Annotated in this window: 16 protein-coding genes; 6 read left to right on the forward strand and 10 right to left on the reverse strand. The window is 46.0% G+C overall.

The features are described from left to right. Window positions 1–56: 56 nt before the first annotated feature. Entirely contained in the window at window positions 57–827 is a 771-nt protein-coding gene (ubiG, locus tag ACM64D_RS16465) for a bifunctional 2-polyprenyl-6-hydroxyphenol methylase/3-demethylubiquinol 3-O-methyltransferase UbiG (protein WP_415064333.1), read from the reverse strand. Window positions 828–913: 86 nt separating this feature from the next. Beyond that, window positions 914–1,546, reverse strand: a complete 633-nt coding sequence (gene gstA, locus ACM64D_RS16470) for a glutathione transferase GstA (RefSeq protein WP_415064334.1) — start codon at window positions 1,544–1,546, stop codon at window positions 914–916. A gap of 30 nt (window positions 1,547–1,576) precedes the next feature. Here gstA and ACM64D_RS16475 point away from each other — a divergent pair, with 30 nt between their 5' ends. Then, window positions 1,577–1,951, forward strand: a complete 375-nt coding sequence (locus ACM64D_RS16475) for a hypothetical protein (protein ID WP_415064335.1) — start codon at window positions 1,577–1,579, stop codon at window positions 1,949–1,951. 1 nt (window position 1,952) lies between these two features. Here ACM64D_RS16475 and ACM64D_RS16480 read toward each other — a convergent pair whose 3' ends face one another. From ACM64D_RS16480 to ACM64D_RS16490, 3 genes are read right to left on the reverse strand one after another with little or no spacing between them, the layout of a single operon-like run. Beyond that, window positions 1,953–2,321, reverse strand: coding sequence for a DUF1304 domain-containing protein (locus ACM64D_RS16480; protein ID WP_415064336.1), 369 nt, complete (start codon window positions 2,319–2,321; stop codon window positions 1,953–1,955). Next, the gene (locus tag ACM64D_RS16485) at window positions 2,321–2,719 is read right to left on the reverse strand and encodes an NINE protein (protein ID WP_415064337.1); all 399 of its coding nucleotides are present in this window, start codon (window positions 2,717–2,719) and stop codon (window positions 2,321–2,323) included. Before ACM64D_RS16485 ends, ACM64D_RS16480 begins: the two co-directional genes overlap by 1 nt. Next, window positions 2,716–4,119 (reverse strand): NAD(P)H-binding protein, encoded by a 1,404-nt coding sequence (locus ACM64D_RS16490; RefSeq protein ID WP_415064338.1) that lies wholly within the window; start codon window positions 4,117–4,119, stop codon window positions 2,716–2,718. Before ACM64D_RS16490 ends, ACM64D_RS16485 begins: the two co-directional genes overlap by 4 nt. A 211-nt stretch (window positions 4,120–4,330) precedes the next feature. On the opposite strand from ACM64D_RS16490, the gene ACM64D_RS16495 reads away from it, so the two are divergent. From ACM64D_RS16495 to ACM64D_RS16510, 4 genes are all read left to right on the forward strand, one after another. Then, window positions 4,331–4,801 carry an Hsp20/alpha crystallin family protein gene (locus tag ACM64D_RS16495; RefSeq protein ID WP_415064339.1) on the forward strand — a complete coding sequence of 157 codons (471 nt, stop codon included), beginning with the start codon at window positions 4,331–4,333 and terminating at the stop codon, window positions 4,799–4,801. Between the two features lie 112 nt (window positions 4,802–4,913). Continuing rightward, entirely contained in the window at window positions 4,914–5,393 is a 480-nt protein-coding gene (locus tag ACM64D_RS16500; protein ID WP_415064340.1) for a hypothetical protein, read from the forward strand. Window positions 5,394–5,459: 66 nt separating this feature from the next. After that, the gene (locus ACM64D_RS16505; protein WP_415064341.1) at window positions 5,460–5,978 is read left to right on the forward strand and encodes an asparaginase domain-containing protein; all 519 of its coding nucleotides are present in this window, start codon (window positions 5,460–5,462) and stop codon (window positions 5,976–5,978) included. Window positions 5,979–6,058: 80 nt separating this feature from the next. Beyond that, the gene (locus tag ACM64D_RS16510; RefSeq protein ID WP_415064342.1) at window positions 6,059–7,801 is read left to right on the forward strand and encodes a hypothetical protein; all 1,743 of its coding nucleotides are present in this window, start codon (window positions 6,059–6,061) and stop codon (window positions 7,799–7,801) included. A gap of 3 nt (window positions 7,802–7,804) precedes the next feature. Here ACM64D_RS16510 and ACM64D_RS16515 read toward each other — a convergent pair whose 3' ends face one another. Continuing rightward, the gene (locus ACM64D_RS16515) at window positions 7,805–8,518 is read right to left on the reverse strand and encodes an alpha/beta fold hydrolase (protein ID WP_415064343.1); all 714 of its coding nucleotides are present in this window, start codon (window positions 8,516–8,518) and stop codon (window positions 7,805–7,807) included. A 92-nt stretch (window positions 8,519–8,610) separates the two neighbouring features. Next, complete coding sequence (locus ACM64D_RS16520) at window positions 8,611–8,772, reverse strand: hypothetical protein (protein ID WP_415064344.1); 162 nt, start codon at window positions 8,770–8,772, stop codon at window positions 8,611–8,613. Between ACM64D_RS16520 and ACM64D_RS16525 the strand changes: the two genes are divergently transcribed. Then, on the forward strand, window positions 8,771–9,418 hold the full coding sequence (locus ACM64D_RS16525; RefSeq protein WP_415064345.1) for a L,D-transpeptidase: 648 nt from the start codon (window positions 8,771–8,773) through the stop codon (window positions 9,416–9,418). The two genes, ACM64D_RS16520 and ACM64D_RS16525, sit on opposite strands and share 2 nt — an antisense overlap. On the opposite strand, the gene ACM64D_RS16530 is transcribed toward ACM64D_RS16525, so the two are convergent. Genes ACM64D_RS16530 through ACM64D_RS16540 form a run of 3 tightly spaced genes read right to left on the reverse strand, consistent with a single transcriptional unit; the run spans window position 9,405 to window position 13,363 of the window. Then, entirely contained in the window at window positions 9,405–10,439 is a 1,035-nt protein-coding gene (locus ACM64D_RS16530; protein ID WP_415064346.1) for a COX15/CtaA family protein, read from the reverse strand. The genes ACM64D_RS16525 and ACM64D_RS16530 overlap by 14 nt on opposite strands. Next, a complete protein-coding gene (locus ACM64D_RS16535; protein ID WP_415064347.1) occupies window positions 10,405–11,391 on the reverse strand; it encodes a DUF438 domain-containing protein in 987 nt (328 codons plus the stop codon). Before ACM64D_RS16535 ends, ACM64D_RS16530 begins: the two co-directional genes overlap by 35 nt. 28 nt (window positions 11,392–11,419) lie before the next feature. Next, window positions 11,420–13,363, reverse strand: a complete 1,944-nt coding sequence (locus ACM64D_RS16540; RefSeq protein WP_415064348.1) for a nitric oxide reductase activation protein NorD — start codon at window positions 13,361–13,363, stop codon at window positions 11,420–11,422. Window positions 13,364–13,365: the final 2 nt, after the last annotated feature.

Genomic DNA, 13,365 nt, shown 5'->3' on the forward strand with positions numbered 1-13,365 from the left:
ATCTATAGCCATCTGTTTAGTTTATCACAAGTTTCATTTTTGAAATTGAGTCTTCTTCACTGCTCTCGCAACTTCTTCGCATAGCCCGTGTATGAAATCAACGTGGACTTAGAGAACGTAAAGCGAAACTCCTTCGGCACCACACCCGTCTTAATAAGGCGAAACAAGGCCTTTTGCGCGAATATAGGACGAATTCCACGGATCTGCATCTCTTGCAAGCCCGCCTCTTCTAACCACGAACGTATCTGATTAGGGTCGATAAACAGAGAATATACATGGTAATCCTTAGGTGTGTTCTTTACAAACCACTCCATCCCCTTGATGACAACCAACCAGGCTAGAGGATTCTTACTGAAGGTATTAAAGAAGAACAACCCCCCGGGCCTTAAAACACGAGTGGCCTCATCAATGACCTTTTGAGGATCCGAGACGTGTTCCAATAGATCCATTGCCGCAACGACATCAAAGCTTTCGCGCGGGAATGGCACCTGATAGACATCGCCCTGCTGGTAACGGACCGTGTGAGTTTTATCTCTCGACTCTGCAATCTTGAGACTTGAAGTGGACAGGTCAATCCCCGTCACACTATGGCCTGCCAGCGCTAGGTCATTTGCCAAGAATCCAGCCCCACACCCCATATCAAGGACTTCAGAACGGTAGCCAATATGACGACGAATTTGCTCCAAGATCCACGGCATCTCAAGTTTGTGCTGATTTCTTAGCAAAGCGATGGGATCGTCTTGGGCTTCATACCAACGCTCGGCCAACTGATCATAGACGTCATTATTCACGATTTCTTTGTCCAGCTTAGCCAAGTCTAAGTCCATAAAAAAACCTCCGCTTCATTCCACGCTATCAAAGGGCGCAAGAACTCAGGGAGGTTTCTCGAAGTCCAGTGGTAAGAATCATTTTCCTACTGAAGAAGACCTTCCTTCTTCATAGCCTTTTGCACCGCCGGACGGCCCATCATGCGTTCCATAAAAGCAAAAAGGGACGGATACTTTGACATATCCACCTTCAGCCATTTCGACCACCCCAGAATCACAAAAAGATAAGCATCGGCCGCCGTGTACTGAGAGCCCATCAAGTAGTCGCTGGTCTTAAAGTGACTATTCAAAAAACTCAGTTTTTGATCCATCATTTTAAGTGTTGCGGCTTTGAAATCTCGGGCCATCTCTGCATTTTGTGGGAACATTCGCTCGGCAGCGAAAAGAGACCCCAGACCTTTGTGAATTTCAGTGGCGATATAATTCATCCACTCCAAACAACGATAGTGCGCCTCGGTGCCCGCTTTGGGAAGAAGCTCTTTCTCGGGGTGCTGATCACAAAGATACTGAAGCAAAACTGCACACTCTGTGAGAAGGCCTCCGTCATTCAACTCCAGAGAGGGCACGGACCCTTTGGGATTGATCTGGTTATAGTCTTTACCCGAAGAGGTCTTTTTCGAAGCCAGATCAACGGATTCGGCTTGATAGCTCATTCCCAGCTCTTCCAAAACAATGTGTGGAGCTAAAGAACAGGCTCCTGGTGAAAAATAGAGTTTCATACTTGGTCCCCTTTCAGATAGACTTAAGCCATGAGTGATTACATCGAGATTATCTTCCGGTGGGCTTTCGGTTTGCAAATGGTCTTTTGGGGACTCAATGGTTTTCTTCAATGGGTCAAGATCCCGCCAGCAGGTCCCGGCATTGATAAGTTTGTCGGTGCTTGTGTTGAAACAAAGTTTATTATGCCTGTTGTGAAGACTCTTGAAATCATCTTCGGCGGCTTTTTGCTCTTAGGCTTTATGATTCCAGCCAGTCTGCTTATTTTTGGACCCCTCATTTTTGTAATTACAGGGCTGCACGTTTTTCATAATCCAAAACCTTGGGGTATCTTAGCATCCTTCACGGTTCCCTACTTAGCCCTCTTGTTTTTTCACAGTGGCTCTTTATTGCGAATCGTTCACTAAACTAGGGCCAGGTCTTCAACATAAATGTCACGATTAGCGCCAGAAGAGCGGGCAAAGCCTGAATATAGAAAATCCTTTTGCTGACACTCAGGGCCCCATAAAGACCAGCGACAATCACGCAAATCAAAAAAAAGAACTTGATCTGATCACCCACCATCACATCGGGGTGAAAAACTCCCCATAAAAGACCGGCGGACAGAAATCCATTATAAAGACCTTGGTTTGCCGCAAGAATTGCCGAGTCCTCAGCCTTTTGTGGAGTATTGCGAAAAATCTTTCGCCCTAAGGGCTTCGTCCACAAAAACATCTCTAAATACAAAAATGCAAGGTGAAGCACAGCAACAAGGACGACGAGAATATTTCCTAACATCAGATGGGCTCTCCGTTGGCGTAAGACACCTGTTCGTTTAAAGTCCAGAAGTCATACAGATAGCCCAGCAAAAAGAGGCCCCCCGTGCACAGCCAAATCAAACCGCTGATCCACTTTCCCATGTAAAAACGATGGACTCCAAACATCCCCAGAAAGGTCAAAAGCAGCCAGGCCACATTATAGTCGATGGGGCCCGCCTTATAACGACGGTCCGCTGAACGATCCATTGAGGGAATTAAAAAGAGGTCAACAAACCAACCCACACCCAAAACACCGAAAGTAAAAAACCAGATGGTTCCCGAAATGGGTTTGCCATAATAGAAGCGGTGAGCCCCCATAAAGCCAAAGATCCACAAAATATATCCAACCACAATAGAATGAGTCGAAGAGGCAGTCATAAAGGCCTTTCCATCTTGTTGTGTTTACTGTAACCCAGATTCCTTTGCCGATTCAAGTAACGTCCAAACTGTTTCATGACCCAAAGATGAATCAGCGCCTGAGTCCACCGATACAGATACCATGGCATCCGAGGTTCAAAATCATGGATGGCGGCAATCAAAGCTTCACCCCCTAATATGGTTCGAAACTCCAGACGCCCCCGGGCCGTTCTTCGTGCTAACAACCCACCTCGCACATAAAAAAGCTGCCGATCCATCCAACTTCGCTCTGGAGCATATTCTAAAATCAGAAGACGCATAAAAGGAAAACGCCAACAAAAATAAATCCAGTGGCCGCTGACTTCCACCTTCAGAAATCCTGGCTGCATCTGTGGTAAAAATTCAAGATAAGCTTGCGCCACACTGGCGGCCGTTTGCCCTTGGGGTAACACGAGTCTTTGCACAGAGCGAACCACATGAGGGCCCTCAGGAACTCCCTGGAAGGCCAAGGGTGACTTGTGTTCATCATAGGAATTAAGGGCATTTTGCAGGGCTGTCTTCACGTCCATAAAATGATAGCCCGGAATCTCCAGCTTTCTTTCAGGACTGACCAGCAAGGAAGACTTTAAACCCACCACTAGAGGCCGCACCAAAGCGCGGGGTGCCCCAGTCACAAGGCAAACCCACAAGGTCGAAAGTTGAGGTGTTAAAAATGGAACTGTCAAAAGACCTCGATGTCGCCCCTGAATGCGCGCAATGAGCTTCATCATTTCAAGATAGCTCACAGATTCAGGCCCACCAATATCATAGATCTTGTTAAAAGAGTCCGTTCGATCTATGCAAAAGATCAGACTTGCGACCACATCCCGAAGTGCGATCGGCTGAGTTTTTGTTTTTGTCCAGGCCGGACACACCATCACCGGCAAACGATTCACCAGGCGGGCCATGATATGAAAAGAAGATCCTTCCGCACCCAAGATAACAGCCGCTCTTAACGCCGTTGTGGGCACCGAGCTTTTTCGAAAAACCTCTTCCACTTCCCAACGACTTTGCAGATGTCGAGAGATCTCTTTAGGATTTTCAGGTCTTAAGCCACTGAGATAAATGATTTGTCGGACCTTGCACTTTTCAGCCGCGCGTACAAAATTATCAGCCACGATGAGATCGAAATCATCGAAAGTTCCTTGGGTTAAGTGCGCCGAGGGTCGCATGGAATGCACTAAATAGATCGCGACGTCGACTCCTTGAAGAGCACGCTCTGCATCCAACAAACTAAAAAGATCGCAGGCACGCCACTCAATATTTTTTTGCTGGGATTGTTTTGTGGCTCGACTTAAAGCCACGACTTCAAAACTTTTTTGAAGTTCCTCAATCAACGCCTTCCCAACAAAACCACTGGCTCCCGCGACAGCGACTTTCACAAATAACTCCTAAAAAATTAATGCTATCACAGTTAACGGGAGAGTCTAAAAAGAACCGACAAAATACAATGACTTAGGACCCACCTTGACAAATCAAAAAGAGAACACAAAAGGACACTCCTCTTTTATCAAAAAATTTTTCGACATCTTGACAAGAAAAATTCAAACACCATGTTTAAGGCGTAAGAGGAAAACCGTAAAGGAGGTTCTCATGAGACTTTTAACACCTTATTGGACAACACGCAGAGCAGCTACTACAGATATCTTCAACGAGATGGAGCGATTCTTTGAAGACTTCGGCAGAGCCCCCGCAATGACTTCTGCGGAGCGCACTTACACTCCTGCTTGCGATGTCTCCGAGAAGGACGAGGGCTTCATGCTTTGCATGGATCTGCCTGGCTTCAAAAAAGAAGATATTAAAATTGAAATGAACGAAAATGTTCTCACAATTTCAGGAGAAAGAAAGCGCGAGGTGAAAGCCGATGTTGAACCCAAAGGACATAGAATAGAAAGATACTATGGCACTTTTGCCAGAAGTTTTTCACTGCCCACAAATGTGGATGTCGAAAAGATCGAGGCCCACTATGAAGACGGAGTATTGAATCTTCATATTCCTAAAGCTCAAGTGGCAGCTCCTCGTCGAATCGAAATCCAATCTAAATCCGACACACCTTCCCACTAATCAATCCTTCCTTCCCTCGAGGACTTGGCCCCCGCCAGGTCCTCCTCTCTTTCAAAAGATCATTTGCCTGCGGACTCTCAAAAGACAATACTGATAGCTGGTGAGGTCTTGCTTGGACAAAACAAAACTTATTGAAACAATTCGCACTCAACTTGAAAAGGACATGGCCGTTCTCAAAGAAGCGGCCTTGGCCACCTACGAAGCTGCGACTCACGAAGAAAGCAAACCCGAGAACGAGTACGATACGCGTGGCCTGGAGGCATCCTACCTCGCTGGCGCTCAAGCAAAACGCATTGCTGAAATTGAAGAGCTGCTTGTCATCTACAAACATCTTGATGTTAAAAGCTTTGGTCCTAACGACAAAATCAACTCAACGGCCTTGGTGGAAGTAGAGCATAATGGAAAACACAGCTTTTTTTTCATTATGGCCAAAGGCGGCGGCCTGAGCGTCCTACTTGAAGGACGTTCCGTTCAAGTAATCACTCCCAACAGTCCCCTGGGTGAGGCCCTTCAAGATTTACGACAAGGGGATATCGCCGTTGTTGAAAACGGTGAGCAGGTGCGTGAATACGAAGTCATCCATGTTTGGTAACGATTTGCATCCGTGAATACCGGCAGTTCTTGCTAGTTCCGCAATATTATTTTAGGATCTCGAGCCATGGGCACTACAATTCAAGATGTTGTTATTATCACCACGGGTGGAACTATCGAAAAGACCTATAACGAATTCGATGGCTCCTTGGAAAATCGCGGCACCAGTATCAAAAACCGCATTCTTTCTAAGATGCGTCTGCCCTACACCAACATCATGGTTTATCCCTTATTAAGCAAAGATTCCCTTTATATGACTGACAGTGATCGCTCGCTGATTGCCGCCACGGTAAAAGACCAAATGCAAAGGGGATGTCCAATCGTCGTTCTTCATGGCACCGACACCATGAGTTTAACCGCCGAACACTGTCATAAGGAAATTGGAACTCCCAAAGTGCCGGTGGTTTTTACGGGCGCGATGATTCCGATGGGTTTTGAAGATAGTGATGCCGCCCAGAATGTCACAGAGGCCCTTTTGTCGGCCAAGCTTCTTGCCCCAGGCTTCTACATTTCATTCCACAATCAGGTTTTTGCCGTCCCCCGCGTTCGCAAGAATAAAGACAAAGGCACCTTCGAGACTTTCTAAATATTTTCTCAATTTGAGGCTTTGAGATTTTTCCACAAATTCCGAAAAGAGGGTTTTAAACTTTCTTTGAAGGAGTTTTCTTGAAGTCCGTTTCTTCCCTCTGTCTATCCCTTCTATTTGTATTAACCTCTTGCACACACACCCCGACTAAAGTCCCGGGACACGCGGAGGTTGATCGACCGATCCCCTATAAACCTGAGCGAACTCCCGCGGCCAATGAGCTTGACTGGTGGGCCGCCAATTCACAACAGGTTCAAGACGCCAACTGTCGTCTTAAATTTCCAGTCACGACCGCCGAAATTGATGGCTATTACAAAAGACTTCCTCCAGAACCCGGCTACGAAGCGGGCACGACTGAAGTCTTCGGAATCAAACTTGAGAATGAAAGACCTCATCTGGTTTTAGCCCTTTCTAAGCTTCTTTATCCCACCCGTGATGGGGTAAAAATTGAAGAGGCTCCCGAAAATTTTCAAACGAAATACAACGTCAATCCGTCCTGTAAAAAAGCTCTTTGTGCCGCACAGGCAATCTTCGGAAAAGAAGTGGGCCCACAGATGCTCTTTATCATGGATAAATTCGACGTAAACACGTCGCCCTTCTCTTTTGTGAATGCTGATTTATTTACAGCCTCTGAAATCGCCGATGTCATTCGCACTTTTGAACTGATTCCAACTCAACAACTTCCTTTTAAATCGAACCAACAACTCATTAAATTTAAACGCGGCTATACTCGCGCTTCCTACGGTGACGACGGCGACTTGGTTCTTGCCAACGCGGTCATGGAGCTCTTTGATGGCTGGAGCAAAAAAAGTTCTTTGGTTCGCCAGTACACTCTTTTCCATGAGTTCGCCCATAACTACGCCAACAGCCAATTTGCAGATTACGATCGTTCGGCGACTTGGCTGACACTCAGCAACTGGAAAGAATCCAAAGCGGGTGAGTTCACCATTGAAAAAAAGAAGCTTTTGCAGGGACACCCCTTTGTTTCCAAATACGGAGAAACAAATCCATTCGAGGATTTCGCCGAAAGTGTTACTTCTTACCGTCTGAATCCGACGCTGCTTCAGGCGAAATCTCCTGACAAGTACAATCTTGTGAAACTGATGGTCTTCGACGGAGTTGAATTTACATCTCAAAAATCCTGCAAGAAGTCTTCATTAAGTTCTCAATACCAAAAACAGATTGACCGCGATGGCGGAGCCCTCAGTGTGCAAAACAAAGGGCAAATCAAAGAAGCCTGCCAGCGCACATTCTATCAAACTGTTTTAGGCCATGTGCCCGTGAGCTTCTTTGAGGCTTGTGTCAACTATGAGGCCACCCAACTGTGGCTGGCAAACAATGCTCCGAAATACCCCGAGCTGGTGCCCCAGGCTCTTTTTGATGGCAAACTTCGCATCAGCAACCTCAAGTTTGCCCAACTCAAAAAAGAGCTCACTCAGGTCCTTGCACCAGAAGCCACAGATTGGATCCTTGATTCCGCAAAGGGTTATACCCATGAAATGACCTCCGATATGACCAATGCTGAATATTGTGAAGCCTGGGCTAAGCTGGAAAATCGCGTCTATCCAGGAAGCGGAGCCAAAAGCTCTTGGCGTCAAAAGGGGATCTTCGTGTCAACAGACTACACCCCTCATGCCGGAGCCGCTCGAGGTTTATGCTTAGATCTGGTTCGCGGCTTTACGCCAACTTCCAAATCTTCCACCTCCGCAATTAAAAAGTGGCTCAAAGAAACTTTCTATATTAAGACCGAGGCACCCCTGGTCGAACGCGGGGTCAACCGTGAGTCATTACTAAAATATATCGTAGATCGCACCGGTTACTAGCGGCTAATGCGCTTGAGAGATCTTATTTAGAAATCTCTTCATCGTGCGAACATAAAGATCATAGTCAGGGCTTGAAACATCATGCCCTGACAAAGGAAAGATCTCAATCTTCGAGTTTTTGAAGACCTCTTTCATTTCTGCAAGATCTTCTTCCATCATCATGGCGCTATTGCCACCTTTAAGAATCAAAGTCGGAGTTTTTGAAAAAAGACGACACTCCTCCAAAAGATTAAGATCCTGGGAGTCATTGGCAATTCCCCATAGGAACTGTTCGCTTTTGGCAGAAGGATGATTGCGAGCCCGCTCGACCCACTCTTTGCCAAACTTTCTTTGTTTTAAAACTTTGTCCTGAATGACCAAAGCCATAATGCTTTCGGGATGGGCCAGGGCATAGGCCACGGCGTACAAGGCTCCCTGACTAAAGCCGACAAGTACAAAACGCTGAAGCCCCAGATGCGCAACCACAGCTTTAATATCATTTGCATGATCGTAGACAGAAAATCCGCTGGAGGGAAAATCTGATCGCCCCCGGCCTCGCAGACTGATTGCAACGCAGGGATGCTCTGAAAAGCTGGCGAAATCATTTTGCCAATCTTCGGCTTTGCCTAACATCCCAGGAATGAAAACCATCGGCACCCCTGAGGCTTGGGAATTTCCATAGATCGCATGAAGTCGCCCAAACGATGTTTCAACAAAAACATCTCTGATCTCACTCATCCTGTCCCCTCACGCCTTCTTGCACAAAATATGACATTCGTAGGTGCCAGAATAGGACATTGAACCGGAAGTGCAAAGATCTTGACCACAAACTAGACCCCACCTTTCCAGCGGCTCATGAAAGGTCCAATGAGGGTCAGCAGGGTTTCAGAAAAGTCGCTGTCATCTGCTTCTCTAGGAACAGAAAATCCAAAAACTTTGAACTCACGCAGTAAAATAAATGCAGGACAACTCACAGCAATGAGGTGTGACATGAGAACAATAAATCAAATTTCGACTGTTATAATCAGCTTATTATTTTTAACATCCAACCCCGCTAATGCGCAGCCCTCTCCTTATGAAGACGAACGCATTCCCAACATGATTGAAGAATTAAACCCCTTCGATCCCAACATCGAAGAAACCCTTAAATACTATGACGAGATTTACGAAGAAGAAACCGGCAAGTCCTCTCACCTGGAAGATTACACTATAATTGATCAACTTTTGGGACTTGCCAGTTGTTATCGCTCTTCCTGTGCTGTGTGGGCACAGGTGGTGAAGTCTTCACAAAGAATGTACTTGTACTTAAATGGAAGTCTTTATGGTTCTTGGCTTGTATCAACCGGGGTTCCCGGCTATGGAACCCCTAATTTTGACAAACATCCCGACGGTCGTATCTACGATCGATACACCTCGGGAAAATATCCCGGAGGAGACTACCGCGGCTTAGGGAACATGCCCTATGCGGTTTTCATTCGTGGAGGGTTTGCCCTTCATGGCACACCTCAAAGCAATTGGCCTAAATTGGGCAGACCGGCTTCCCACGGCTGTATCCGCATGCATCCTGACAATGCTTATATTTTCAACCGTCTGGTCAGACAGTATGGAATTGGCAATGTTTGGATCACCGTTCAGTAGCATTCGGTAAAGGACGCCCTCTGACCACACTCAGAGGGTGTTCTTCGTATCTTAAAACAAAGAAAAGAACGACCCCACAAAGCTGATGAAGGGTGGCGACCGGAGGGGGCACCATTAAAACCAAAGTCAAAATGCCCAACACAAACTGAAGAAAAATCAGGGACCCAATGAGATAATATTTTTTGATCAACGCATAAACCGCAGCGATCACCATCAACCACGCCCCCAAACGATGAAAAAGCTGAAGGTTGATTTGATTATAAAAAAGATTCTCGGTCAGTGTCGGAAAGATAAGAAACTTTTGAGGCCACCACGTATCGCCAAACTTAGGAAAGGTGTTATAGATATATCCCGCGCGACTGCCCGCCACCAAGGCCCCGAGAGCCATCTGTCCCAGGCAAAGCCCCCCAAGAACTCTGAGAAACAAACGCTCTGAGGAGGTCTGCTTGCTTTGTGTGTTGGTATTTTCCTCTCTCAACCATCGGGCAAGATAAGCAATAATCAGACTGGCCCAGATGAAGTGCACCATCAGTCTAAAATGACTGACCCGCGGAACCTGCACCAATCCACTTTTAACCATGTACCAGCCCAAAGCCCCCTGAACCGCGCCCATGAGTAGAAGCAAAATCAACTTTCTTAAATCTCGGCCCGTGGCCTCTTTCTTTAAAACAAGGAATAAGAAAGGAATCAAAATGACGAAGATCAAGGAGCGAGCGATCAAGCGATGAGTGAATTCCCACCAAAAGATCGTCTTAAAGTCTTCTAAGGTTACGTTAGGATTGGATTTAAATTCAGGAAACTCTTGATAGCGCAGAAACTCTTGGGACCACTCGGTTTCATTCAAGGGAGGAACGGCTCCGGACAGAGGCTTCCATTCAACAATGGAAAGCCCTGACCCCGTCAGCCTGGTCATGGCCCCAATTCCCATTGTCGCCAGAACCACGAAAGCAATGCTTAAAATCCAAACCTGCCGGAAGCGCACTTGATTATTCCGCGTCCCAATCCAAAAGACGCTGTTCACCTTCAAGCTTTTGAATCTCGGTAATATCTTGAGACATCTCAATGACGCCCTTATAGTTCATATCTTTATCACGAATGGCAAAATACCGAATATGAATCACGCGTCCTTTGAAACGAATCCAAAATGCGGCTTCGTTTTTTGTGCCTTTTTTGAACTCTTCAAGAATTCTTAAAACTGTCCCTACACTTTTTGGAGGATGGCAAAAACGCACCTCACGACCGATGATCCCCGCACTGCGAGGGAAAACTCGGTCTTCTCCCCGATTGTAGAAGATCACTCGATCGTTCTCGTCGACGTAAGTTAAATCGACAGGCATAAATTTGAGCATCAAGTTCACTTGCTCCGGCGTCATGTAGCCCTCATCCATTCGCAGACGATCTGGAATGACGGCCTTTGCCGCCGCAGGAGCTGCGGCTTCCTCTTTGCAATAAGCTGCGGGCTCTTGGCTTAACATCCAACCAATTTCCCTTTCCCCCACACTCATTTCTTTCCAGTCTTCTTCCGTCAACAGATGAAGAGCATTGGGGAACAAACGCATTTCTTCGACCATCATAAGTCTTTGCATTTCACCAATGATAAGACGCATATCTTCGTTGAGGCCTGCTAAATCTTTAGTTTCAATCTTTTTTCGAACCCCACGAAGCAAGTCTCTGTTCGAGTCATGAAAGGCCCACATGCCTTGACTAGGACCATTCCATCCCCGCTTTTCAAGATACGGAAAAAGCTGATTTTCTTTGCGGGCATATCGTTTCTCAACTTCACTTAATTGATTGAACAAATTAAAGAACTTTTGAAAGTCCTGGTTCGCGTCAGTTTCATCAATTTCGCGCAAAATTCTTTGGATATAGAAGTTCTCGGCAAAATAGGTTTTCACCGGATGACCTTCAGGAAGCTCTTTTACGTAATCGGGAAAATAGTTATTCAAGGCCTGGCTGCTATCGTTTTGATTCATGAGATTCACCTTTTTAAAAAGTCAGCGTTCAAAGAAGCGGCAAAAGCAGCTCCGTCAAAGCTTGAGGTAATTTATGTGGATTAGATAAAATATGAATGTTGGAATTGCCGAACATTTGCGGCAAATAGAACTTGGCTTTTTCTTCAATCGCCAAACACTTGATATGAACACCCTGCTGCTGCGCCTCTCGTAAAGCCTGCTTAATGTCTTCCATTCCATATTGACCTTCATACTGGTCGTAATCAGAGGCCTTGCCATCAGAAAGAAGGATAATAAACTTATGACGAGCAGAAGATTCCTTATGAAGCTCTAAGGCATGGCGCAAGGCTGGCCCGATCCGGGTGTAACCTACTGGTTCAAGAATATTGAGTTCTCTTTTAAGCTGATGCCAAGAGTCTCTAAAACCTTTTAGTTCATGGTAAACGCATTGATGGCGAGTGTTGCTATGAAAGGCCGCCACGCTGACACAGGCCTCTTCCTTAGGAAGAGCATCGGCAACAAGACAAACACTGTTTTTGATGACATCAAGAATTCTTTCGTTCGCCACCCAAGAGTCCGTTGAAAGACTGCTATCAATCAAAAAAAGAACCTGCCAGTCTTTTTTATGCTTGTTGGATCTTAAATAGAAGCGATCTTCTGAGGTGTGTCCGCTTTTTAAAGTGGCACGCCAATCCACCAAAGCATCCAGATCTATCTCACCGCCATCAGGCTGTCTCTTCTTCCAAAGGGGCTTATGTCGAACCTGTTCGAAAAGCTTTAGGATCTCTCTCTTTTCCTTAAGATAGGTTTCATTGAGCTGAAACTCCACAGCGTCGCAGGAGGAGCTTTCCACCTCAACGCGGCACCAGTTATTTTTGTATTTTTTATGTTTATAATCCCACTCAGGATAATAATGAATATCGCGGCGAGGAGCCTCAACGTCCGCCCCCTTTAAAAGGTCTGGAGCTGACGCATTTAAACGAATGTCCGCTTTATAGATGGAACTGGTGCGCTCACGACTGCGAATCACTTCGCGAATATTGAGTTCCTCCAAAGCTTCAGCGTGTTCTGCCAAGTCATCGTCACCGTCCTGCGTACGCAGGCCCCCTTGGTATTCCTCCAAAGTTTCCATTTTCTCAAATGAGTGCATGACGGGATTTGCTTCGTTCTCTTTATCTTCAAGACTCACTTCCGTCACATTTTCGCGATTTTTTCCTTGGATTTCGGTTCCGCTTGCCAGGGATTCCGGCGCCACCCCATCATTTTCCAAGGGGTTGAGTTCCTTCAAAGACGAAGAGGGGGACATTAAATATCCCCATAAAATAAATGCTTCATCGGCCAACGGAGGTCCCGGAGGAAGATGCGCCAGATATTCTTTATAAACTGAGTCCGCGAACTTCCAAAAGCTCAATGGACTTTTGTGAGTCGTACAAATAACGCTCTTCCATAAACTCGCACTGAAATTACGCGAAAGAATATCCGAGATCCATTGAGCCAACACTCCGCTCTGAGTCTCACGATCCTGGGATGGAAGAGATTTAAGTTCATTCTGAGTATATTCGCACAAAGTTTCAGTCACTTTCGCAGTGCCTGGATACTCAACCTGAATGTGCTGATAGATTTGATATAATGCCAAGCAGGAATAGACCTTCTTTTCTATTTCGGTAAGTTCTTTGGGCGGAAGACACAGGCCTAATTGTTTGGCAGAGCTATAGAAAAGAGTTCGCTGAATATACAGCAACTCATTCATCTTTTTTGAAGCAAAGGGGCAAAGAGATTTAGGATAATAGAAGTGAACTCCTGAAAATCCACCCATCTTTTCCGCCTCAAGAATCTCAATCGGTTCCCCGCAAAGGGACTTCGCGATGATATGAAGGCGCGGCTCGATCTCTTTCAGATCGACTCTTTGATCATAGTGAGGAGGCTTCGGTTCGGCATTGAATCTCTTAAAAAGACGATGCCCAAAAGCAAAGAGTTTCTCATCAAAACCCATTT

Origin of the sequence: Bdellovibrio sp. (assembly GCF_047637665.1) — a bacterium.
GTDB lineage: Bacteria > Bdellovibrionota > Bdellovibrionia > Bdellovibrionales > Bdellovibrionaceae > Bdellovibrio.

What these genes read in the sequence shown, in the direction of transcription:
- ACM64D_RS16520 (WP_415064344.1), bottom strand. Translation starts at nt 8,772, where the DNA reads ATGTCACACCTCATTGCTGTGAGTTGTCCTGCATTTATTTTACTGCGT.
- ACM64D_RS16540 (WP_415064348.1), bottom strand. Translation starts at nt 13,363, where the DNA reads ATGGGTTTTGATGAGAAACTCTTTGCTTTTGGGCATCGTCTTTTTAAG.
- ACM64D_RS16475 (WP_415064335.1), top strand. Translation starts at nt 1,577, where the DNA reads ATGAGTGATTACATCGAGATTATCTTCCGGTGGGCTTTCGGTTTGCAA.
- ACM64D_RS16505 (WP_415064341.1), top strand. Translation starts at nt 5,460, where the DNA reads ATGGGCACTACAATTCAAGATGTTGTTATTATCACCACGGGTGGAACT.
- ACM64D_RS16535 (WP_415064347.1), bottom strand. Translation starts at nt 11,391, where the DNA reads ATGAATCAAAACGATAGCAGCCAGGCCTTGAATAACTATTTTCCCGAT.
- ACM64D_RS16525 (WP_415064345.1), top strand. Translation starts at nt 8,771, where the DNA reads ATGAGAACAATAAATCAAATTTCGACTGTTATAATCAGCTTATTATTT.
- ACM64D_RS16495 (WP_415064339.1), top strand. Translation starts at nt 4,331, where the DNA reads ATGAGACTTTTAACACCTTATTGGACAACACGCAGAGCAGCTACTACA.
- gstA (WP_415064334.1), bottom strand. Translation starts at nt 1,546, where the DNA reads ATGAAACTCTATTTTTCACCAGGAGCCTGTTCTTTAGCTCCACACATT.
- ACM64D_RS16515 (WP_415064343.1), bottom strand. Translation starts at nt 8,518, where the DNA reads ATGAGTGAGATCAGAGATGTTTTTGTTGAAACATCGTTTGGGCGACTT.
- ubiG (WP_415064333.1), bottom strand. Translation starts at nt 827, where the DNA reads ATGGACTTAGACTTGGCTAAGCTGGACAAAGAAATCGTGAATAATGAC.
- ACM64D_RS16480 (WP_415064336.1), bottom strand. Translation starts at nt 2,321, where the DNA reads ATGTTAGGAAATATTCTCGTCGTCCTTGTTGCTGTGCTTCACCTTGCA.
- ACM64D_RS16485 (WP_415064337.1), bottom strand. Translation starts at nt 2,719, where the DNA reads ATGACTGCCTCTTCGACTCATTCTATTGTGGTTGGATATATTTTGTGG.